Raw genomic sequence first — 23,665 nt, forward strand, 5'->3', positions numbered from 1 at the left:
CACATCTAAAATTGGCTACCAAATTGTATTACTGGGTATCTTCCAAAATGCTGCCACTATTTAATGCATCGTCCCAGCTAACCGATTTAGATAAATCGCCCCTGCGGGACTTGTACTGATAAACGGTGGTAGTCAAAGTAATTGAAGCAGGCTGAAACCCATCTGGAAGCGTAAAATTAGTATTAATCGATTGGAAATATTTAAATTTATAGTCGATGGCTTGTTCAATAAATCCCGCATCACCCGTTGATATTGTTATTTCCTTACCTTCGCGCTCGCCGCTTATACTGATAGACAGCTTACCCTTCACAAAGGCTTTGTTCTGACGCTGCTGTAGTACCACAAAACGCATTTGATACTGATTGGGTTCAGGCAAGGCTGACACTTCAACGCCTTCAATATCGAACCCGTCTTGCGTAATTTCTGGCGCCATGATCCTTTGATAAAAGGCCAGTTGGCTTTCCAATTCGGCGTGCTCTGTTTGCAAATTACTGAGCTCTTCAGCAATAGATTGCTTCTCTAATTCAGTAAGCTCTAATGCCACTTCTAGCTGATTAACCTGGGTCACGAACTCGTTATTTTCACTAACGAGTAACCCTATGGTTCTGTCTTGGGCGGTAACTTTCAACCTATCGCCCTCATCCATCATTCGCGCCAACTTATAGCCAAAACCAAGCATTACCAACATCAAGGCGGCCACAAGCAATGACCACTTATAATCGCCTATCAGTTGTTTAAGTTTATCGGTTGTCATGTGTCGTTTTAATTCTTTATTGTACTCGATGCAAATACATTGGAATTCTTAACATTATGAATTTCAAGTGTTTGTGGTAAGCTGCTTGTATCTACGATTTCTCTACTGTATCACATCATGCGCTTGCAGGCTTTACGACAAGAAGTGGCTCACCCGAGAACGTCTATCCAACTTTGCCTCTTAGGTATTGTGGGTGGCGTAAGCGCTGGATTGTTGATTATTCTGTTTCGACTGTGTGTTGAATGGCTTCAAGCATCTGGCTTTGGTGCCCTTCGTGAATGGTTCAACGATGAATGGCCCGTTTGGTTTCTCATGCCCTTACTTAGCGTGCTGTGTATTTTGCTTATTGCCTATATCACTGGTTTCAAGCACTACCGAATGGGAATTCCTTTTGTTATCCACCGCGTCAAGTACTACTACGGTCATATCCCCTTTCGCACCACTATTAATCAGTTCTTTGGCGGCATGCTGGCATTAGCCGGCGGCTTCGTTGTAGGCCGAGAAGGCCCCTGTGTTCACTTAGGCGCTTCTGGTAGTAGCTTTCTAGGTCAGTGGCTACGGCTTCCTTATAATAGCATTCGTATCTTAGCAGGATGTGGTATTGCAGCGGGAATTTCGGCTTCATTTAACACGCCTTTTGCGGCGGTTATCTTCGTTATGGAAGTGGTGCTGCGGGAATATAAAATTCATATTTTTGTGCCCATTATGATTGCCGCAGCCTGTGGCTCGGTGCTAACTCGTATTGTATTTGGGCAAGTAAATGAGCTGTCGTTCTTGTCTTTTACCGCGTTTAGTCAATGGATGTATTTGTACCTTGTTTTACTTGGTGTATTACTTGGCATGCTTGCGACCTTGTTCAACAATCAACTTATGCGGGTAATGACCTGGTTCAGACCTGTCCCTATGGTATGGCGATTAACACTGGCGGCGCTAATAACAGGCACAGTGGGAATGTTGATACCGGAGGCGTTAGGGGCTAACTTTATTGACGTAGAAACCTTATTTGCCAGTAAACCTGAAACCCTTTTACTGTGTGCAATTTTAGTCAGTAAAGTTATCTTGGCTGTATTTGCTATTGGCTTAGGTATTCCCGGCGGTATTATTGGGCCGGTTATGGTGATTGGTATGCTAGCTGGGGCTGTGCTGTTATTGCCCTTGTCATACTTTATCGATGTGCCAGAATTTACGAACAGTTTTGCCTTATTGGGTATTGCAGGCATGCTTACTGCGGTACTTCACGCGCCGTTAGCGGCGTTATCTGCGGTGATGGAACTCTCGTATAGCCCTGAAATAATTTTACCCGCTATGTTGGTTATTGTGCCTGCGTATGTCACATCAACACAATTTTTCGGCAATCGGTCTATTTTCATTCGCCAGCTAGACTATCAAAACCTACCCTATGCTATATCGTCTATTCGAGAAGCGCTTGAAAAAACCGGTGTGCTTGCGGCGTTAAGTAAAGACTATAAGCTTTTTCACGACGCCCCAGATAAAGCGCTTGAAGACTATTTATCGAATAACCCAACAAAAATTGTAATTCAACAGTCAAAATTTGAAATAGATGTGCAGTATCGTCTGGTCCAATACAATGTGAGTCTAGAACACGATGCCAATGCCCTTAGTTATCATGAGATGGAAGGGCTAAATGCTCAGTGCACACTTCATGAAGTGTATGAGCATCTTAAAAATACGCGTTCTGGCGCAGTTTATATATACGATCAGGAACTCAACGATATTATCGGGGTTATTACCTGGAACATTTTGCAAAGCTTTTTACAAAAGGCTCAGTATTAATAATGTACATATTATGGTTTAAAGCACTTCATATATTTTTCATGGTAGCCTGGATGGCAGGAATATTTTATCTTCCTCGTTTATTCGTTTACCACGCAAGTGCCACATCGCAAGACGTAAAAGATCAGTTTAAAGTAATGGAAAGAAGGCTGTGGTTTTTTGTCACTCCCTTCGCATTTCTAACCTTAGCTTTCGGTATTGCACTGATTGTCAGCTACGGTAGTACATGGTTTAAAATGTCGGGATGGCTGCATATTAAATTTATGCTGTTGCTTGCAGTTTATGGCTATCACTTCTATTTGTATAAGCTGTTAAAGCAATTCTCTAGAGATGAAAATCGTCATAGCGCCAAGTTTTACCGCGTGATTAATGAAGTACCGGTATTAATTATCCTGGCTATTGTATGTTTGGCTGTAGTAAAACCGCTTTAGTTGAAAAGGCTGTTTTATTTTAAGAATGTTATGGATTAATCGTTAACCAACCCAAAGGAAACTACATGGATGATAGTAACCAACACCTGAAAGATTTGTTGTCGCAAACCGATTTAGCGTTTAAAGCGTTAATGCGGCAACCAGGTTCGAGTGAACTCGGAGCAGCCTACGACCGTGCAAAAGCGGAGTTAGACACCTATATGATGTCTTTACGGAACACCCTATCTCAACGCAAACAATTACAACGGCAGCGAGAACGTTAAGAACTTTTAGTAAAGGTCTCAAACTGATTGGGTAACGCCGCACTAAGCTCGCCAGCCAAGGCGATATAATCTTGAATCATGACGGGAACTTGCTTCCACAACAATGGTAAGTTTTCTTTTAGCTGCTGGGCTTGGCTAGAATTCCTATATTTTAAGGCCAATTCAACATTCGCCAAGGTCGTAAATAGTTTTAAGCATCGAGATAGGCGTTTTTCTGGAGTATTAGCATCCTTAGCGTCTGCACCTTGTACACCCTTTGCACTGAATTTTTCCCACGCTTGTTGCCACACACCTTCAAGCTGCTGATGAACATACAGCAATCCTTCAAGCCATTGGGCTAATTCCGGCGCTATGTCAGGGGTTGATTCATCAACTTCACCTTTTGCAAACTCACAGGCCAATGGCACTAAGGGCTTTTCGTCCGTCATACACTGCAGGTGAGCCCTTAAGTTATTCATTAGTACATCCGCAAGGGCATCTACATCTTTATCAACCAGCGCACTTGAAGAGCTTTGTATCAACCATGGCATCCATTGCTCTGGCATCGGGATTTCTGGTGATGCCGCAACCGCAAATATCATACCGTCGGCTTTATATGCACTAGGTAGTACATGCGTTAACTTACCCGTTTCAAACACAGGTAAAAGAATATCGATGGGACGCGCCGTTTCTGACATTAATAATCCTACTAGCAGTTGAAATGAACACTTTGTTACCTGTACCCTTCGCGCCCATTTTCATATTGTCTTAAAAACGTGTTGAGCAAGTAGCGATAGAGTGAGTCTGTGTGGTTGCGCAATAGCTAACCTATTGTCATGATAGCAAAACTAAACTAAGAGTGACTGCAATGGCAAAAGATAAATCAGGATATATTATCGCGGCCGCCTTCATTGGCCCAGGTACAGTAACAACGGCAAGTCTAGCAGGCGCTAACTTCGGCTTTCATTTGGTGTGGGCATTATTGTTTTCAATTTTTGCCACCATCGTATTACAAGATATGGCTGCTCGCTTGGGGGTGGCAACGGGTAAAGGGTTGGCATCAGCAATGAAAGACATGGTGTCTACACCCTGGCTGAAGATGCTATTTATTGCGTTAATTGTCAGCGCAATTGGAATTGGGAACGCCGCTTATGAATCAGGCAACCTTACCGGCGCTGCCATTGGTCTGGATGCGTTTTGGGAAATTGGCACGGGAACCTGGGCACTTATACTTGGAGCGCTAGCTATCGCACTACTTTGGACCGGCAGCTATTCATGGATAGAAAACGTACTGGTGTACCTTGTGTTTATAATGGCTGGCGTGTTTTTCGTTACCCTTATTGTTGCTAAACCCGATTTATCATTAATGTTTAGTCAGTTAATGCAGCCGCGCTTAGCCGCCGATTCTATTACCACCATTCTTGCGTTAATAGGCACCACCATTGTGCCTTACAACTTATTTCTTCATGCGAGTCTTGTGGCGAAGTCATCTCCAAACACAGAGAACCCAACCAAGGACAAAGTGAATACTGATAAACGCAATGCGATTAAAGCCTGTAGGAAGCAATCTGCAACCGCCATTAGCATGGGCGGCTTAATTACCCTAGTGGTAATGGCAACAGCCATGATGGCCTTTTTCAACCAAGCCGCCACTATGGACGCGGGGAACATGGGCGAACAGTTAAAGCCTGTACTGGGAGACAAGGCACAGTGGTTCTTTGCACTAGGCTTATTTGCAGCTGGGCTAACCAGTGCCATTACCGCCCCCCTTGCAGCAGCCTATGCGGTTTGCGGTGCCCTAGGCCTTTCTGACGACATGAAAAGCAAGGGGTTTCGCGCAGTGTGGCTGGCCATAATTGTGTGTGGCGTTGCCGTTGCTGCACTAGGTTTTAAACCTTTGCCGGCTATATTATTTGCTCAGGCTACCAATGGTTTATTGCTGCCTATTATTGCTATCTTTTTGTTGGTTGTCATGAATAAAAGCAAAGCCCTCGGTGATTTCAAAAATACTCTGTGGAGCAACCTTGCCGGTGTGGTAGTGGTATCTGTGGTAATAGGGCTAGGCCTTTACAAACTCACTAGCCTATTCATATAAACAAACGCTATTTAGGAAGGCTCACCGACACAAAAAAGCCCGTTATACGTAAAGCAAACGGGCGTTTTCTATATGCTAGCGTTTAATCAGTAGTTAACGCGTAAATAGGGGCTAGCGTGTAATTAGCATTTAAATTGCCGGCTACTTAGCTAAACGTTGGAGTATGTCGTTTAGCATAGACTGACTGCAACCGAAGTTAATTCTGAAATGATCTGCTTTATGAAAATCTGCGCCAGGAGAAGGGCCTACGCCTTTTTCTTCTGCCCATGTTTGCACGTTTTCTACACCTAAACCGCTCGCGTCTACCCAGGCTAGAAAGGTAGCGTCGGGTTTCAACATTGATAATCCGTCGATACCGTTTATCGTTTCATACACGGCATCACGGTTAGCGCGCAAATAATCAATTTGGGCACTATGCCAATCATCACATAAAGTAAATGCGGCTTCGGTAGCGGCTAATCCTAGTACGGTAACCCAAGGCATAATACCCGCGGCTGCACTGGTAAATTGCTGCCTAAGTTTAGGGTCTGGAATAATCGCAAAAGAAGTACCTAAACCCGCAACGTTAAAAGTTTTGCTTGCAGCCATTAGGGTAACGCTGTTGTCGGCTAAGTTAGCCTCACGACCGGCAGGAATGTGCTTAACGCCTGGCTCTAAGATTAAATCACAGTGGATTTCATCTGAGCATAACCGCACGTCATTAGCGTTACAAATATCAGCCACTCGGTCTAGTTCTGCTTTAGTTAAGACCGAGCCTACAGGGTTCATTGGATTACAAAGAATGAATAGCTTACATTTGGGGTCGGCGGCATGGGCTTCTAGTGCTTCGAAATCCAATGTGTAGCGATTTCCTTTTGATTCTGGGTCAATCACAGTGCCAATATCGATGCGCTCTAGTTCATTTAATTTGGGCGCCGCTAGCAATGGGGGGTAGTTTGGCGTTTGTATAAGCACCTTATCGCCTGGCTCACAATACGCTTTACAGGCTACGTTGAACGCAGGCACTACGCCTGGTGTCCACACAATCCATTCTGCTTTTACATCCCAGTCATGTTTGTCTTTCAACCAGCGCTGTATTGCACTAATAGCGCCTTGATGCTGACCAGGTAATACATAACCTAAGTTACCGTGCTCAACTTTTGCTGAAATAGCATCTAAAATAGGCTGTGCGCAACGAAATTCAGTGTCGGCAACCCAAGCAGGAATAATGTCCTTACCTTTATATTTTTGCCATTTGAACGAATAGGTATCTTTACGAGGTGGAGTTTGGTCAAAGTTAATCGTCACACATACATCCTGTTGCCATTACATTATGGCACCAGTGTAATAATTCATGAGCATATAAACTAGCGCTGCTTAGACCATTTAGCACTTTTTTATTTGTTTGCGCTATTCTATCTTCCCGCTAGCGCTACGGCTTTCGCTTTTTCGGCCAAGGCTTCCATATTGAGTGGTTTAGCGAGAAAGCCAGACACACCTAGTTTACGCGCTTCCATCACAACTTCTTTAACCGGATCGCCCGTAATAAGCAAAAAAGGAACTAAGAGGTTTGCTGAGCGACATGCTTTTAACAAACTTAAGCCATCGTATTCTTTCATGACTTGGTCGCTAATAATAAGTTGTAGCGTATCAGGGGTCTGTTGAAGCAGAAACTCACGGGCAATTTTACTACGGCTGAATGGATAAACCGTCGCCGATAAGCGTGTTTCTAATGCATCGGTGATTAAATCAAGCGTGATAACATCGTCTTCAATAACTGCTACAGAGAACACAGGCTTTGCCTTTTTAATTTCATTAACTTGATGATAGAGACCTAAGTGAATATTGCCAACCCACCTTTCGTCGAAATCTCAGCAAAATGCTTCAGCAAAAATAGGTTAGCAAAAAAAAACGCCAGCGTTAAGGCTGGCGTTTCTTGAATCATCTTTACTGCATTTAGTAACCTTTTAGGTTAACAATGCAAAAGTGACTACTTTTTCTCGCGTGAAGAACGCTTACGTTCGTTTTCAGTAAGAAGTTTCTTACGAATACGAATAGACACAGGCGTTACTTCTACTAGTTCGTCTTCATCAATGAACTCAAGCGCTTGCTCAAGAGACATCTTGATAGGCGGAACCAAAGTTTGCGCTTCATCAGTACCAGAAGCACGAACGTTGGTTAACTGCTTCCCTTTAAGGGCGTTAACAGTTAGGTCGTTGTCGCGGCTGTGGATACCGATAACCATACCTTCGTAAACTTCTACACCGTGACCGATAAACAAACGACCACGCTCTTGTAAGTTAAACAAGGCGTTAGTTAGGGCTTTACCGTTAGCGTTGGCAATAAGAACACCATTCTTACGCTTACCAATGATACCGCCTTTGTACGGACCATAGTGATCGAATGTATGGTAAAGCAAACCAGAACCAGACGTCATTGTCATGAATTCAGTTTGGAAACCAATCAAGCCACGGCTAGGAATTACGAAGTCGATACGTACACGGCCTTTACCATCTGGAGACATGTTAGTCATTTCAGCTTTACGCAGACCAAGTTGTTCCATGATTGAGCCCTGATGCGCTTCTTCACAGTCTACCGTTAGTGTTTCGAACGGTTCTTGTGTTTGGCCATCTTCTTCTTTAAGAATAACTTCTGGACGTGATACTGCTAGCTCGTAGCCTTCACGACGCATGTTTTCAATAAGGATACCCAAGTGAAGTTCACCACGACCTGATACGCGGAATTTATCCGGATCTGGTGTTTCTTCAACACGTAGTGCAACGTTATGTACTAGTTCGTCATTCAAACGCTCTAGAATATTACGTGAAGTAACGTATTTACCTTCTTTACCAGAAAACGGTGAAGTGTTTACTTGGAAAGTCATGGTTACTGTTGGTTCATCAACAGATAACGGCGTCATTGCTTCTACTTGGTTAACATCACAAATAGTGTCAGAGATTTTAAGCGAACCTAAACCTGTGATTGCGATGATATCGCCTGCGCTTGCACCTTCAACTTCGTGACGTGCTAAACCAAGGTAACCATATACTAGGCCAACTTTACCGTTACGCTTTTCGCCTTCAGCAGTAACAACAGTTACTTGTTGGTTTGGCTTAACAGTTCCGCGCTTAATGCGGCCAACACCAATTACACCTACATAAGAGTTGTAATCAAGTTGAGAAATTTGCATTTGGAATGCACCAGAAGCATCAGCGTCTGGAGGAGATACTTGGTCAACAATAGTTTGGAACAAAGCATTCATGTCATCTTCAGGTTTGTCGGCATCTAATGAAGCCCAACCGTTAAGTGCTGATGCATATACAACTTGGAAATCTAACTGATCATCAGTTGCGCCAAGGTTGTCGAACAAATCAAATACTTGATCCATAACCCAATCAGGACGTGCGCCTGGCTTGTCAATTTTGTTGATAACAACAATTGGCTTCAAGCCTTGAGCAAATGCTTTTTGTGTTACGAAACGCGTTTGAGGCATTGGACCTTCTTGCGCGTCAACTAGAAGCAACACTGAATCGGCCATTGACATTACACGCTCTACTTCACCACCGAAATCGGCGTGTCCTGGAGTATCTACGATGTTGATACGGTAGTCGTTCCAGTTAATAGCAGTGTTTTTCGCTAAGATTGTGATGCCGCGTTCTTTCTCGATGTCATTCGAGTCCATCACGCGCTCTTCTTGCTCACCGCGAGTTTCAAGAGTGCCTGACTGCTGTAACAGTTTATCAACCAAAGTTGTTTTACCGTGGTCAACGTGAGCAATAATAGCAATGTTACGTAATTTATTAATATCAGTGGTATTCATCTAGGGAGCCTGTGTAAATCATTACATGTGTTTAAGCATGCATTAGATTTGTTGCAAAAAATGCAGATAGAAAAATTTGCGCGGATTGTACAGAAAAACCACGGCATTTGCGCACCTTTTTTTACTAGGAGGCAAGATTTTCTTTATTATAGCCTTTGATTAACTAATTTTTTACTTTTGAGCCGTGTTTTAGGGTGGTAAGTGAAGACGAGTTACTCTAGGCTAGATGTCAGCTACTCACATTTAATTTGCACCAAAATATAGCGAAACAGCACCATTTAGGTGCAAGGTCATTCATCTTTCGGTATTTCTCTTGCTGCTAAGCCAGCAAAATCGGAACTAAGATAGATGGCATGATAATCGCTTTTAGTTTTTCCACTGTTGGGATGAAGCTGATCATTCCGCATTTTTACATCAAACCTGGAGGACACGATGTCAGTTAAAAAGGCATTAGAGCTAATTAAAGAATGTGAAGCGAAATTTGTTGATTTACGCTTTACTGATACTAAGGGCAAGGAACAACACGTATCTATTCCTGCTAGCACAGTTGAAGAAGAAACATTTGAAGAAGGTAAAATGTTCGATGGTTCTTCAATTGCTGGTTGGAAAGGCATTAACGAATCTGACATGGTACTTATGCCTGATCCTACGAGTGCGGTTATCGACCCATTCGCAGAAGAAACTCAAGTAAACATTCGTTGTGACATTTTAGAGCCTTCTACTATGGAAGGTTACGAACGCGATCCACGCTCTGTTGCACGCCGCGCAGAAGAATTCCTAAAATCTACCGGCATCGGCGACACAGTTTTCTTCGGTCCAGAGCCAGAATTCTTCTTGTTTGATGATGTGAAATTCCACACAGACATGGCAGGTTCTTTCTACAAAATTGATGCTGCTGAAGCAAAATGGAATTCAGGCGCCGATTTTGAAGGCGGAAACATGGGTCACCGTCCTGGCGTTAAAGGCGGTTACTTCCCAGTACCTCCAGTAGATTCAGCACACGATATTCGTGCAGCAATGTGTTTAGTAATGGAAGAAATGGGCTTAGTTATTGAAGCGCATCACCACGAAGTAGCTACTGCTGGTCAAAACGAAATCGCATGCGAATTCAACACGCTAGTAACTAAAGCGGATGAAATCCAAGTATACAAGTATGTAGTACACAACGTAGCGCATGCTTACGGTCAAACTGCTACATTCATGCCTAAGCCTCTTGTAGGTGATAACGGTTCTGGTATGCACTGTCACCAATCAATCTCTAAAGATGGCGTAAACATCTTTGCAGGTGACAAATATGCTGGTCTTTCTGAAGAAGCGCTTTTCTACATTGGCGGTATTATTAAACACGCTCGTGCAATCAACGCTTTTGCTAACGCATCAACGAACTCTTACAAGCGTTTGGTTCCAGGATTCGAAGCACCGGTAATGCTTGCATACTCTGCACGAAACCGTTCTGCATCAATTCGTATTCCATACGTAACTAGCGATAAAGCACGTCGTATCGAAGTACGTTTCCCTGACCCAACAGCTAACCCATACCTTGCTTTCTCAGCAATGCTTATGGCTGGCCTTGACGGTATTAAGAACAAGATCCATCCTGGCGATTCTATGGATAAAGACTTGTACGACTTACCACCAGAAGAAGCGGCTGAAATTCCAACGGTTGCTAGCTCGCTAGAAATGGCACTTGAAGCATTGGATAACGACCGTGAGTTCCTTAAAGCTGGCGGTGTTATGACTGACGACATGATTGATGCTTACATTGCGCTTAAGCAAGAAGAAGTGACTACACTTGCAATGTCTACTCACCCTGTTGAGTTTGATATGTACTACAGCGTTTAATCTACGCGTATACACTTAAATACGAAAGCCCGCATATGCGGGCTTTTTTTTATGCCAAAGCTTTTCTACTATAGAAACAATAAACTAAAAGCGGATCTATCAATTGAAAATCAATCTACATATCATATTAGTTGCGGCTATTGGGTTAGCGTCTTTTGGAAGTCATGGGCAAAGCAAGCCAAAAGATCCTGATGTCTCAAACACCGGAAGTACTGCGGTTTACAAAGTAAAGCAGGCCGATGGCAGCGTGTTATACACCGATAGCCCTTCCCCAGAAGGTGCCACCGTTGAATTTGATGCGAAGACACAGAATGTGGTTTCAAGCCCTTCGGTTCCTAAACCTGCGCAGCCCCAAACCACCAAAACTGAAAAGAAAAAATATGAGGTGACTATTGCCTCTCCTGCCCCAGGTGCAACCTTACGCAACAACGCAGGAAACCTGACAATACGCGCTAATCAGCCTACTTCAGTGAAAGCCCCACGTTATCAATTAATTTTTGATGGCGCCCTATTGGAGAGCAATACTACTGGGGTATTCAACTTAAATGGTATAAATCGGGGCGAACACCAATATAAGGTTGAGCTAACCGACAATAAGGGCAAGACTCTTGCATCCTCTGCACTACAAACGCTGTTTCTTCATCAAGCATCAGCGTTAATAAATAGCAACTAACGTTCGATAGTAGCGCAAAGCCCGCACCATCGCGGGGAGCAGAAAAAAAGTAACACCAATTCTGTGCCTACAATTTTTATCGTTACGTTACAATGCACCTTTACAGTGCAGAGGAGATAGACTCGGATGCAATCAACCGAGTTAGACACGCAACAATTTTTAAATAGCCTGAATACTGCGCTGGTCATGGTCGACGATAAATTAAATATCGTTTACGCCAACCACGCAGGTGAGGCGCTGTTTGAAACAGGCAGAAAGCAGTTATTAGGCCATCGTCTTAATGACTTTTTCATACCTGGGAATATTGACCCCACTCGCTTACGCGCAGCATTAAGACACGGAGAAGACTTCACCGAAAATGAAATCCGGCTCTGTTTCAGAGATAACCGCAACGTCATGGTTGATTTAACCGTAACGAATTTGCAATTAGAAGAAGGGGCTCGGCTGCTATTTGAAGTAAAAAAAATAGATCAGCAAAAAAGAATCTCCCGTGAAAACTTACAAAATGCGCAACACTATGCAGCCCGAGAGCTCGTTCGTGGGCTTGCCCACGAAATTAAAAACCCGCTAGGGGGCATTCGCGGCGCCGCGCAGTTACTTGAAAAAGAGCTAAGCGAAGAGCACAAAGAATTTACCCAAATGATCATTGAGCAATCTGATCGCTTGCGTAATTTGGTCGATCGATTACTCGGCCCAAATTCGCTTCCGCGGTTCAACTGGAGCAATGTTCATCAAGCATTAGAGCAAGTGAGAAGCCTAATGCGAGTAGATTCAGAAACCCCTATTACCATCATTCGTGATTACGACCCCAGTATTCCGCCGTTAATGATTGACGCAGATATGATTCAACAAGCTGTGTTAAACATTGTTAGAAATAGTATTCAGGCGCTAACCGAAAGCGAAACACCTAATCCTCAAATTCGCTTAGTAACACGCATTGAACGGCAAATGACTATTCAGGGACACCGCCATGCGTTAATCGCTAAAATCAAGGTGATAGACAATGGCCCGGGTATTCCCCCTGACATAAAAGACACGCTTTTTTACCCCATGGTAAGCAGTAAGCAAAATGGATCCGGTTTGGGTTTATCGATATCACAAACATTGATAAACCATCACGGTGGAAAAATTGATGTTGAAAGCCATCCTGGGCACACCGAATTCGTAATTTATATTCCGATAGACCGCAAGGAGACAGACAATGACCAATGAGTCAGTATGGATTGTCGATGATGATAGTTCTATTCGTTGGGTGCTTCAAAAGGCCTTACAAACAGCAAGCATCGGATGCTTGTGTTTTGAAAACCCACAAGATTTACTCCTTCAGTTACAAAGCGGTCAAGCGCCAGAAGTGATTATCTCTGATATCAAAATGCCGCAGATGGACGGCATGACATTGCTTAATGAAGTGCATGCTACGCATCCTATGATGCCTGTTATTATTATGACGGCGCATTCTGATTTAGACAGTGCGGTTAATGCCTATCAAAAGGGCGCCTTCGAGTATTTACCTAAACCTTTTGATATTGATGAAGCGGTTACCCTTACGCAGCGAGCGCTAGCTCATGCTAGAGAGCAATCGAAAACGCAACAAGCTCCTCAAGAAGATCCTGAAACCGAAATTATTGGTGAAGCTCCTGCCATGCAGGAAGTTTTCCGCGCCATAGGTAGGTTATCTCGCTCATCGATTAGTGTATTGATTAATGGGCAATCAGGTACTGGTAAAGAGCTGGTTGCCCATGCCTTGCATCGCCATAGTCCTCGCTCTAGCAAGCCGTTTATTGCACTTAATATGGCCGCTATTCCAGCTGACTTGGTGGAGTCTGAGTTATTCGGCCATGAAAAAGGCGCGTTTACGGGAGCACAAAATGCTCGCCAAGGTCGTTTTGAGCAAGCCGATGGCGGTACGCTATTTCTTGATGAAATAGGGGATATGCCGTTAGACGTTCAAACCCGTTTGTTGCGGGTATTGGCCGACGGCCAATTTTACCGCGTAGGGGGTCATCAATCGGTATCGGTAGATGTGCGGATTATTGCAGCAACCCATCAAAATCTAGAAAAGCGTGTGGCCGATGGAAAGTTTCGTGAAGATTTATTTCACCGCTTAAACGTTATTCGTGTGCACTTGCCTTCGTTATCGGAGCGTCGCGAAGACATTCATTTGTTAGCGCGACATTTTTTACGACGCGCCGCGAAAGAACTCGATGTTGAAGCAAAAAGCTTAAGCAAAGATGCCGAAAAGCTAATGGCTCAGCTTCCTTGGCCTGGAAACGTCAGACAACTAGAAAACGTATGCCGTTGGCTTACCGTAATGGCCAGCGGGCAAGAAGTGTTACCAAGCGATTTACCACCCGAAATTCATTCAGACAGCAGCATTGAAAAACCGGCAGCGGAAGCAGGCGATTGGCCAGACTTGTTAGCACGATGGACTGACAAACAGCTTCGTGATGGTAGATATAACATTTTGAACGATGCCATGCTTACGTTTGAAAAAATCATGTTAGAACGAGCCCTTCAACATACCCACGGCCATAAGCAAGACGCCGCAAAACGTTTAGGCTGGGGTCGAAATACCCTAACCCGTAAATTGAAAGAACTGGGAATTACTTAGTTTCACTAGGCTATTGTTGCAGCTAATAGGCAGGTCACACCTAATAGTTAAGTCATACTCAATACATAAAAGCCCGCTTTATTCATTTTGAATAGCGGGCTTTCTTATGCGAGGCACTTTTTATGTGCAGACGTTAAACGACGAGCTTTTTATACTGTGAACATTTATATGAGCTATTTTTAAATTCGATTTTTAAAGACTGTAAACTGAAATACTAACCGCCTTTTTTCAACAAGCTCGTCATTGCCTGATTAAAAAGCCTAACCCACTTCATGCTGAATTGACCTTTCGCACTGCGATTAATTTCTATCACAGCCTCTTTCTTAGATAATTGCTTATCTTCATTGTGTGCTCGGGAATGCGTCATGGCATCGTAAGTATCAACAATGGCTAATAACTTAGCACCGTCACAAATATCATCTTCCTTTAGGCCTAACGGGTAACCTGTTCCATCGGTACGTTCATGATGTTGCATCACGATTTTACGGGCTAAATCCCACTGGTCTAAATGCTCGAGTAACCGAGAGCTTTTATACACATGCGAGCGCATTAGATTAAATTCTATATCGGTTAACGCTTCATTTTTATGCAACAACTTTAGCGGCATGAAAGCCATCCCAAAGTCGTGCACATAGCTGGCTACCGCAAGCTGAGACTCGTCAATAGGTGTGCCTGCGGTACTATTAATAAAAAGGGCTAACTTTGCCACCCTATCCCCTCGTCCTACCCAATAGTTTGAGCGGCGCTCTATGGTTTGCATAAGATCGCGAAAAAAAAGAATATCCTGTTTCTTTTCACTACTCATATCTTTAGGAATGCCAGACGTGGCGAGCGTAGGCGGCTTTATCTGAATTTTTTCTGGGTTACTATCGTCGGTTACTACATCTAGTGCCGGGTTTAGTAGTAAAACCGCCTCGGTAAGGCGCTTTTCATGCTCATCACCGTTATCTGGCGTAATCCGACTAATTGCCAGCACAAGTTGCTGATGAAGTGTCTCGTCATACTCAGCTTTTCCTGCGGCCATCACCGATTCAACAAACGCTTTTACCCTATCCATGGTGAGTAACACTAAATCGCTCATGTTACTGGTATAAGACACCTGGCTTTTGCGCAAATAATCGAGTAAGTCTTCTACGTGCTGCAGCAATGGGATCATCGGAGTGAAGTTAACTAAGCCAAGATCCCCTTTAATCGTATGAATAGAGCGAAACAATGCGCGTTGCAACTCATTGTCCTCAGGACGTAGCTCAAGTTCGATTAATGTTTGCTCACTTGCTTCATAAAGCTCATTAATTTCTTCCATTAAGTCGCAAAGAATATCTTCTTCGAGGTCGTCAGGTACAAATGTCTGCATTGTAGATACCGAGTTGGTGTGGATGAAGTAGCACGTTTAATTTCTGTAAGTATGCTATCGGCCAAGTTTTTTCATACTAAAGATATGTATTTTAGAATAACTTTCCCATTTTGAACGAATTTATTGTGATTCCATGACATCAGGGGGGCGAAAGCATCTATAATAACTCATCGGACAAGTGTACGCTGAAACTTACTTTATACTTCGCGCGTCATTTATATTCAGGAGTCACTTTGATAGCTTTACTACGCGTTCCCGCGCTGCTTTTTTCATTTCTGTTGATTAACATCGCCCTTCTCGCAGTTTGTATTTTACGCCCTTTCCACAAAGATAACGTGCATACGGCGGGTAAACTTTATTCGTTAATGTCTTATGTAATGGGTATGAAGGTGATTGTTCGAAAAGACCCCGCGGTAGATATTAAAGAGCCTTATGTGTACATCGCTAATCATCAAAATAGCTATGATGTGATGACCATCTGTAAAGCCGCCTTACCGGGTGTAGTGACAATAGGTAAAAAAAGTCTTAAGTGGATCCCAATATTTGGTCAAATTTACTGGTTGTCAGGTAATATTCTTATCGACCGTAAAAATTCTGGAAAAGCCAGAAACACCCTAGATATAGCCGCTAATCGCATTGCGAAAAAGCGCACATCGGTATGGTTTTTCCCAGAAGGAACCAGAAGCTATGGCCGTGGTTTATTACCATTTAAACAAGGCGCATTTCGCCTAGCTAAGACCACTAATGAACCTATTGTTATGGTTACTGCCAGTAATCTGCATAACAAAGTGAAGTGGAACCGATGGGATAATGGCGTAGTGCTTATTGATATAAGTGCGCCTAAACCGCTCACTGATGAAAAGCCGATTAAAGTCTGGATGCAGTATTTCAATGACCAGATGAAAAACAAGATGGCCGAGTTAGATGCTGAAGTCGCTGAAATGGAAAAAAGCAGGTAAACTTGCCAAAAATGATTGAGGTTTTGCTTTATGAGCCAGTTTGATGAAAGAGAAGAATGGTATTCCTTTAATGAGGAAACCATAGAAGCATTATTAGAAGATGGTAGTCAGGCCGATGCTGAATATACCATTGAGCATCACTTTGCGAGCAACGACTTCGACAAGTTAGAAAAAGCAGCTGTTGATACGTTTAAAGCAGGCTTTGAAGTGACTGACGCTGAAGAGTTGATGCTTGATGATGGCGGCACTATTTTTTGTTTCGATGCAGTAGTTGAGCGGGAATTAAACATCGAAAAGCTTAACGCAGACTCTGATGCCCTGTTAAAAATTGCCGACAAGCAAGACGTACAATACGACGGCTGGGGGACATACTTCATGCCTCGTGGCGACGATGAAGATGAGTATGAAGACGACTACCTAGAAGACTAAAACTTCGTTGCTGTAATTGGAACAATACTCACTACATTAAGGGTGGCTTCAGTTTTTGTTCATCTTATTTAATTAATAATGGCTCCTATCATTATTGATTAGAAAAGGATGTAAACAATGAAACCACCCATTTACTCTCTGGCTACGTTAAGCCTAATAGCCCTACTTCCTACTCTACTACCCACTGCATCATATGCTGCTGACACGCCAGCAAACGAGCCTATCTCTGTGGAATCTACAGAATACCGTTACGGCGCAGTTTACTCAGCTAGTGAAGCCTTGACTGAGACTGCTGGCAAAACATCTAACTCCCCGCTAAGCGAAAGCGCTGGCACAGATAAAGGCACTGAGATTAACGATGCCTCCTCGAAGATAATAACCCCAGCAGCCAATAAACAAGCCACACGTGAAAGCAATTATAGCGGCATCAGCAAATCATACGAAGAGGCACAGTCTGCCACACTATTATCAGATTATTGGATTTACGATAGCTGGGTATCTTTAGATACTGATATCGATTATGACGGTTACTACTCTGAATTTACCGTCGAATTCGATGCAGATACCGTTTTTGATAGTGCATTGGTATACGCCGTGATTTACCTTGGCAGAAACGATCGTTATGAATCCATTCACGTTACCTCAGAATTTGTACTGTATGGTGAAGACTCTTCTGATTCTTTTGTCGTAGAAAGTCGCTTGCTGTCAGGTTTTCCTGCTGCAGAATATGACGTGCTTATCGAAGTGTATGATGCTTATTCTGAAGAGCTTGTTGCGTTTTCTGATGGCTACGATGACGCAGATTTGGCTTACCTTAGTTTAGAAAGCGACAATCACGAATATATCTATGAAGATACGGTAATTGTAGTTGAAGAGCACGGCGGCTCCACTGGTCTATATAGTCTATTCTTTATCGCATTTGCTTTAGTTATGCGCAGAGCAGTTAAATACTAGCTGTTAAAGTAGGCTAAAAAGACTTTCACAGAAATACAACGTTTTATCGGTTTACTACTATACTAAAGTCGTAGAACAAAAAAGAAGCATTATACAACTTCCTCAGTTGCCATAATGACTTACTGAAGTGGTTACGGGATGGTAGCCACATCGTTATATGAATTTTAGTTGGTATGTGGCGATGAGTTTAGAAAATGTAAACCTGATAAATTTATTAGAGCACGCGAATATTGGCGTGGTGATACATTCGTGGGATTCACAAATTGTTTATGTGAACCCTGCGGCTACAAAGCTTTTTAATACGTCTGTGGACAACTTACAAAGTCGACACAAATCATTAAATGGATGGGAGTTTATAGATAGGCAAAACCGTCGGCTACACCCAGATGAATACCCGGTTAGTAAAGTGATCTCGTTAAATGTTTCTATTACAGATGAAGTAATAGGCTTAGTTGATGAGCCAACTGGGGAAGTGTGTTGGTTGAGTGTAAGTGCCTATCCTGAGAAAAGTAACGGCGTAGGTTTTGTGGTGGTTTACTTTACTGAAATCACCCAAAAAATTGCAGACTTTTCGTTTCTTGATATTGTGCAAAGTGCACAAGATATGATTATTGTTACCGAGGCAGAATCTATTAAGGGGCCCCTATCACCGCAAATTATTTATGTAAACGACGCAATTTGTAATCTTACCGGCTATTCACGCGAAGAGTTGATAGGCGAAACCCCGAGGATATTTCAAGGAACGCTAACCGATACGCAGGCAACAACTCGCATTTACCAAGCACTTGCCGAGAAAAAGCCAATCACGGAAACACTGCTCAACTATACCAAAACCGGTACTCCTTATTGGGTTGAAATGAGCATATTTCCCCTTAAAAACCAATTTGGTGAAGTCACTCACTTTGCTTCTGTTGAACGAGACGTTAGCGCCGTTAAATTTCATGCTGAGCAACTTAATACCCGAAATTCTGAGCTGAGAGATATTCGAGAAAATTTAGAGGAATTAGTAAGCCAGCGAACGAGAGAGCTTCGTAACGTCAACCTGAAACTTGAAAAACTCGCTTACTTCGACTCCTTAACTGATATTCCGAATAGGCGGGCTTTTGAAGAAGACTTAGAAAAATCTACGCATTTTGCTACCCGTCACAAGCACTCTTTACTTGTTGGACTTGCAGATGTCGATCACTTTAAGAAACTTAATGATACTTACGGTCATGCGTTTGGCGATGACGTATTAGTCGCTATTGCGAAATCTATGAAGCAGTTTTTCAGGCAAGAGGATGCAATTGGTAGAGTGGGAGGTGAAGAGTTTGCCTTTTGCATGATACTGCCGGGATCGCATAATCCTGAAGATATTCTTGAACGCCTTAGAAAAAGAGTAGAGTTAATTTCAGATACGCTTCCTGCGCTAAAAGGCTATAACGTGACTATTAGTATTGGGGCGTATTATGTAAATGATATACATCTACAAACAAAAGAAATGGTAAGCAAAGCTGATGAAGCTCTGTACCAAGCTAAACGTGAAGGTAGAAATCGGGTAAGCCTTATCCGACAAGAAAAAATCGAATTTAATTCAGTTAGTTAATACTTTATAGAAAAAAACAACAGAGCACTATTCAACTAGTTCTTTTGTCTAAAATGAGGCTAGATTGGGCATTTAACTTGGTAAATACCCAAAATCGATGCCAGAATAAAATTTACTATTACTGAACCAATGGAGTTATTTGAATGCCCCCCAGCCACCGTTTATCTTCTTACCCTCGGCGAAGCTTTATCAAGGGAGCGGCAGCGCTAGGTGTAACGGCAGGTGTAACCCCTTTTGCTATTGGTAAACCCAAGCCAACGTTAAAGGTAATGGGCACGCATGTGACACTTCAAGAAGAAATTCGCCAACATGCTATGGCTGACTTAGGCATTAATATTCAATTTGAGCCTGGTGGAAGCGCCACCGTGCTTCAAAAAGCATCGATGAATCCAGACTCTTTCGACTTGTATGAGCAATGGTCAAATAGCATTAATGTGCTCTGGCGCTCGAAGGCAATTCAGCCTATCGAAAAGAAAAAGCTTATCTATTGGGACGAAATTAATGACTTAACTAAAACAGGGAAAGTAACAGACTCGGCTAAGTTAGGAGCCGGAGACGCACCGCATAAAATTATCAATGTTCAACCCGATGGCAGTTTGGGCATTGAACATACAGAAACCATTAGCTTCTTGCCTTACGTGCATAATGTAGATTCTTTCGGATACAACACAGCACAATTCCCAGAGCCTCTAAAAGGTAAGGAAGAAAGCTGGGGTTGGCTGCTTGATAGCCGCTTATCTGGCAAAGTAGGAATTGTAAATGACCCCACCATTGGGCTTTTCGATTTAGCGCTAGCCGCCCAAGCGAAAGGTTACATTACCTTTGAAGACATAGGTGCGATGACCACCCAAGAACTCGACAGCTTATTCAGTATTCTCATCGAGTTATCACAACTAAATCATTTCAGCGGCTTTTGGACATCGGTTCCCGAATCAGTCCAATTCATGAAGAGTCAAAGAGTGACTATAGAAAGCATGTTTTCTCCTGCCGTATCTGCACTTAACGGTCAAAACATTCCCGTTAAGTTTGCCGCACCTAAAGAGGGTTACCGAGGTTGGCATGGTGTAATGTGCCTATCATCGACATCTCAGGGCCGCAGCAAGGACGTTGCCTACGAGTACATGAATTGGTGGTTATCAGGCTGGCCTGGTGCGTTTATTGCGCGTCAGGGCTACTACATATCAAACCCACAACGGTCAGCAAAATACTTATCGCAAGCTGAGTGGGATTACTGGTACAAAGGGTTACCAGCAAGCGAAAATCTTAAGAGTCCAATGGGTAAGGTGAGTGTTCAAAAAGGCGAGCAACGTTCTGGGGGAAGCTATGAAGATAGGTTCAGTAATGTTGCTGTATGGAACACAGTTATGCCAACCTATGAATACAGTCTCCAGAAATGGTATGAATTTATTACGTCTTAGCTAAAATAGTTAAGTGAAAGGCACAGAAATAGTTATGCTGTCATCTATTCGAACTCAGCTTATTTTGGTATTGATTGCGTTAGTCGCCCTATTGTTGTTACAAGGGTTTATCGCAAGAGAAAATCTATCTGTTTTAAGTAGCGGTATGGCGTCTTCTAGTCGTGCTGTTATCGAGGTTGGTTTGGTAAAAGAGCTCGAAAGAGATGTTATAGATCTTCAACGTAATGTATTAATTTTTAAAGAAAACGCAAGCCAGTCAGCAGTAACCCGATTTGAGAGGTTAATGCTATCAATTAATAAACGGCTAGACCAACTGGCTGATCCAAACGCCCAAATTGATGAGATAGACGAATCTTACGTATTGTCTCGTATGCGCAAGCATTTAGTTGCGTATCAGGAAAACTTCCGCCAAGTTATTGATGCTCGCTCAAGAAAAGATGATCTCATCGTTGAGGGCTCTTTGTCTGATATTTTAGCCGTTAAGAAAATATTCAACGCCGCGAACACTGAATTTAATATTAAACAAGGCACCATTGACCAACTCAATTTTCACATCGCTAATGCACAAAATGCTATTCTTCGTTACCTAATGAAACCTGATATGGCGTTAATTTCTCAGTTCAACGAGGCATTTACTGCAGTTAGAGAGATTACGAAATCAACTCCCGAGTTTCATACCCGTATCAATACGCATCTAGTTCAAGCCGAAACAGACATGTTCAAACTCACGCAAATTACCCAAGGGAATTTGTTTTTGGTCAATGTGGTGATGGCTGGTTCTGCCAATGAGTTTTTGTATTTAAGCGGTGAACTTGCAAATCAAGTAACGTCGAAAACTGAATCAATCACGCAAGACACCTATGTAGTAGCCCAAGAAACTCGTCGTAATGGAGAAATATTTTCGTTTGTGGCCATCCTTCTTGCCATTGCTGCAGCAATATTTACTGCGTTTCGAATTCTCGGGCCCATTAAAACCATTACTCAAGTGTTTAATCGACTTTCTGAAGGTCAAAATATTTCCAGAATTCCTGGGCATAATCGCAATGATGAAATTGGTAATCTTGCGAGATCTGCCCATGTATTTAGCGATAAGAACAAGCAGACTGAAAGTTTGTTATTAGAGGCTCGCGGGCTTAATGGCCGCTTGGAATCTCTTAACAAAGAACTCACCGACAGCAAAATAAAAGCGGAACGAGCCACCGCATCGAAAAGTATCTTTTTGGCAAACATGAGCCATGAAATACGTACCCCTATGAACGGTATTATTGGCTTAGTTGAATTAGCACAGCAGCATCAGGTGCCGGATATTGTAAGAGGATATTTGGACAAAGCGGCCTACTCTAGCCAGATATTAATGAGTGTTATCAATGATATTTTAGATTTCTCCAAAATTGAAGCAGGTAAACTTAAAATTGAAGAAGTCAGCTTTTCTTTGCACTCGCTTTTCGACAACTTAATTGCAGTAATAGCCCTTCGGGCTAAAGAAAAGAACTTAGCGGTTCGTTTTATTGTTTCGCCCTCAATACCGCCCCAAGTTATTGGCGACCCATTACGTATTGCTCAAATAATAATGAACATTGGCAGTAATGCGGTGAAATTTACTGAGCAAGGGCATATCAGTATTCACTTTGATGGTAGCGTAAACGACAAAGGCAATTTGCTTTCCCTAACAATGAGCATTCAAGATTCAGGGATAGGTATGAACGACCAACAACTTGCCCGAATTTTTAACCCCTTCACGCAAGCGGATGACGCCACAAATCGTAAATACGGTGGCACAGGCTTAGGGTTAGCCATCGTAAAACAATTAACCGACTTAATGCGCGGTACTTTGTCTGCTACATCAGAAGCAGGTAAAGGAAGTACATTTACTATCTCACTACCTCTTCGTGTTTTTGAGAACCAACCAGGCATATTCGACCTAACACCACAGCTGCCAACGTCAAGTGTGTACCTTACTTCTTCGCCCCTGCTTCCTGAAACTTATCAAACGATTATTCAAATAAGTCACGACAATATAATGGGTATTAGTGACGCGAAAACGTTAGAAACTTTACCGAAGCACCTTATTGTAGATATTCCTAACTTTACGACGTTTAAAGAGAATATTGGTTGGCTTCACGAGTTAACAGAACAAGAAGTACATGTCGGCTTGATTATGGATACGGTAGGTAGCGCGTTACACGACAAGTACACCAACTTTTGGAAGGGCCCGCTAATTATGCATCCTTTCACTCCTGCTCAATTTGAGCAATTCATGTCACAGTTGGTAAGCGAAGCATCACCTCAAGCAATTTTTGAACGTAAAGATAGTAGCGACGATATCAATTTAGAAGGCCATATATTACTGGTAGAAGATAACAATATTAACCAAGTGGTAACGGGTGAAATGCTCAAAACATTGGGGCTTACGTTTGATATCGCTGAAGATGGCAATCAGGCGATGCGAAAGATTGAAAACGCGCCGCATTACGACTTAGTGTTAATGGATGTACAAATGCCGGTAATGGATGGCTATGAAGCTACCAAAGCGCTTAGAGCAGCAGGTTTCACCTCTTTGCCTATTATTGGCCTTTCAGCTAACGCCATGAAAGAAGATAAACAAAGTGCCATTGATGTAGGAATGAATGATTATCTAACTAAGCCCATTAAGCGTAAAGCACTTGTTGATATGTTAAAGCGCTATTTATATAGCTAAGGAGAATTAGCCTTTAAGTCAGCCTTT

At 42.8% G+C, this 23,665-nt stretch carries 20 protein-coding genes; 14 read left to right on the forward strand and 6 right to left on the reverse strand.

Features of this window, described 5'->3' with window-relative positions:
• Positions 1–28: 28 nt before the first annotated feature.
• A complete protein-coding gene (locus Q4561_RS09360) occupies positions 29–754 on the reverse strand; it encodes a DUF6776 family protein (RefSeq protein WP_303459527.1) in 726 nt (241 codons plus the stop codon).
• 117 nt (positions 755–871) lie between these two features.
• Here Q4561_RS09360 and Q4561_RS09365 point away from each other — a divergent pair, with 117 nt between their 5' ends.
• The 3 genes from Q4561_RS09365 (at position 872) to Q4561_RS09375 (ending at position 3,242) form a co-directional block, all read left to right on the forward strand.
• Positions 872–2,548, forward strand: a complete 1,677-nt coding sequence (locus Q4561_RS09365; RefSeq protein WP_303459530.1) for a chloride channel protein — start codon at positions 872–874, stop codon at positions 2,546–2,548.
• A 2-nt stretch (positions 2,549–2,550) separates the two neighbouring features.
• A complete protein-coding gene (locus tag Q4561_RS09370) occupies positions 2,551–2,979 on the forward strand; it encodes a CopD family protein (protein WP_303459532.1) in 429 nt (142 codons plus the stop codon).
• A gap of 65 nt (positions 2,980–3,044) precedes the next feature.
• Positions 3,045–3,242 (forward strand): hypothetical protein, encoded by a 198-nt coding sequence (locus tag Q4561_RS09375; RefSeq protein WP_303459534.1) that lies wholly within the window; start codon positions 3,045–3,047, stop codon positions 3,240–3,242.
• Here Q4561_RS09375 and Q4561_RS09380 read toward each other — a convergent pair.
• Complete coding sequence (locus Q4561_RS09380) at positions 3,239–3,919, reverse strand: UPF0149 family protein (RefSeq protein ID WP_303459537.1); 681 nt, start codon at positions 3,917–3,919, stop codon at positions 3,239–3,241. The genes Q4561_RS09375 and Q4561_RS09380 overlap by 4 nt on opposite strands.
• A 170-nt stretch (positions 3,920–4,089) precedes the next feature.
• On the opposite strand from Q4561_RS09380, the gene Q4561_RS09385 reads away from it, so the two are divergent.
• Positions 4,090–5,316, forward strand: a complete 1,227-nt coding sequence (locus Q4561_RS09385; protein ID WP_303459540.1) for an Nramp family divalent metal transporter — start codon at positions 4,090–4,092, stop codon at positions 5,314–5,316.
• 141 nt (positions 5,317–5,457) lie between these two features.
• On the opposite strand, the gene Q4561_RS09390 is transcribed toward Q4561_RS09385, so the two are convergent.
• The 3 genes from Q4561_RS09390 to typA all read right to left on the reverse strand — a co-directional run bounded on the left by Q4561_RS09390 (position 5,458) and on the right by typA (position 9,115).
• On the reverse strand, positions 5,458–6,603 hold the full coding sequence (locus Q4561_RS09390; protein ID WP_303459542.1) for a MalY/PatB family protein: 1,146 nt from the start codon (positions 6,601–6,603) through the stop codon (positions 5,458–5,460).
• Between the two features lie 107 nt (positions 6,604–6,710).
• Positions 6,711–7,088, reverse strand: coding sequence for a response regulator (locus Q4561_RS09395; protein ID WP_303459543.1), 378 nt, complete (start codon positions 7,086–7,088; stop codon positions 6,711–6,713).
• Positions 7,089–7,285: 197 nt separating this feature from the next.
• The gene (typA, locus tag Q4561_RS09400; RefSeq protein ID WP_303459545.1) at positions 7,286–9,115 is read right to left on the reverse strand and encodes a translational GTPase TypA; all 1,830 of its coding nucleotides are present in this window, start codon (positions 9,113–9,115) and stop codon (positions 7,286–7,288) included.
• 432 nt (positions 9,116–9,547) lie between these two features.
• On the opposite strand from typA, the gene glnA reads away from it, so the two are divergent.
• From glnA to glnG, 4 genes are all read left to right on the forward strand, one after another.
• A complete protein-coding gene (gene glnA, locus Q4561_RS09405) occupies positions 9,548–10,957 on the forward strand; it encodes a glutamate--ammonia ligase (protein ID WP_303459547.1) in 1,410 nt (469 codons plus the stop codon).
• Between the two features lie 103 nt (positions 10,958–11,060).
• The gene (locus Q4561_RS09410) at positions 11,061–11,630 is read left to right on the forward strand and encodes a DUF4124 domain-containing protein (protein ID WP_303459550.1); all 570 of its coding nucleotides are present in this window, start codon (positions 11,061–11,063) and stop codon (positions 11,628–11,630) included.
• 126 nt (positions 11,631–11,756) lie between these two features.
• On the forward strand, positions 11,757–12,842 hold the full coding sequence (gene glnL, locus Q4561_RS09415) for a nitrogen regulation protein NR(II) (protein WP_303459553.1): 1,086 nt from the start codon (positions 11,757–11,759) through the stop codon (positions 12,840–12,842).
• Positions 12,832–14,241, forward strand: coding sequence for a nitrogen regulation protein NR(I) (gene glnG, locus Q4561_RS09420; protein ID WP_303459555.1), 1,410 nt, complete (start codon positions 12,832–12,834; stop codon positions 14,239–14,241). The genes glnL and glnG overlap by 11 nt, the downstream gene beginning before the upstream one ends.
• 214 nt (positions 14,242–14,455) lie before the next feature.
• On the opposite strand, the gene Q4561_RS09425 is transcribed toward glnG, so the two are convergent.
• Positions 14,456–15,595: an HD domain-containing phosphohydrolase gene (locus Q4561_RS09425; protein ID WP_303459557.1), complete on the reverse strand. Its 1,140-nt coding sequence runs from the start codon at positions 15,593–15,595 to the stop codon at positions 14,456–14,458.
• A 233-nt stretch (positions 15,596–15,828) separates the two neighbouring features.
• Between Q4561_RS09425 and Q4561_RS09430 the strand changes: the two genes are divergently transcribed.
• The 6 genes from Q4561_RS09430 to Q4561_RS09455 all read left to right on the forward strand — a co-directional run bounded on the left by Q4561_RS09430 (position 15,829) and on the right by Q4561_RS09455 (position 23,638).
• Positions 15,829–16,554, forward strand: a complete 726-nt coding sequence (locus Q4561_RS09430) for a 1-acylglycerol-3-phosphate O-acyltransferase (RefSeq protein WP_303459560.1) — start codon at positions 15,829–15,831, stop codon at positions 16,552–16,554.
• Positions 16,555–16,584: 30 nt separating this feature from the next.
• Complete coding sequence (rraB, locus tag Q4561_RS09435) at positions 16,585–16,983, forward strand: ribonuclease E inhibitor RraB (protein WP_303459563.1); 399 nt, start codon at positions 16,585–16,587, stop codon at positions 16,981–16,983.
• Between the two features lie 117 nt (positions 16,984–17,100).
• Entirely contained in the window at positions 17,101–17,937 is an 837-nt protein-coding gene (locus Q4561_RS09440; RefSeq protein WP_303459565.1) for a choice-of-anchor H family protein, read from the forward strand.
• Between the two features lie 181 nt (positions 17,938–18,118).
• Positions 18,119–19,522 carry a diguanylate cyclase gene (locus Q4561_RS09445; protein ID WP_303459568.1) on the forward strand — a complete coding sequence of 468 codons (1,404 nt, stop codon included), beginning with the start codon at positions 18,119–18,121 and terminating at the stop codon, positions 19,520–19,522.
• Between the two features lie 143 nt (positions 19,523–19,665).
• On the forward strand, positions 19,666–20,940 hold the full coding sequence (locus tag Q4561_RS09450) for a PotD/PotF family extracellular solute-binding protein (protein ID WP_303459571.1): 1,275 nt from the start codon (positions 19,666–19,668) through the stop codon (positions 20,938–20,940).
• A 34-nt stretch (positions 20,941–20,974) separates the two neighbouring features.
• Entirely contained in the window at positions 20,975–23,638 is a 2,664-nt protein-coding gene (locus Q4561_RS09455; RefSeq protein ID WP_303459573.1) for an ATP-binding protein, read from the forward strand.
• Positions 23,639–23,665 lie beyond the last annotated feature (27 nt).

This window comes from Alteromonas sp. 1_MG-2023, from assembly GCF_030547075.1.
In the GTDB taxonomy this organism is placed as follows: domain Bacteria; phylum Pseudomonadota; class Gammaproteobacteria; order Enterobacterales; family Alteromonadaceae; genus Alteromonas.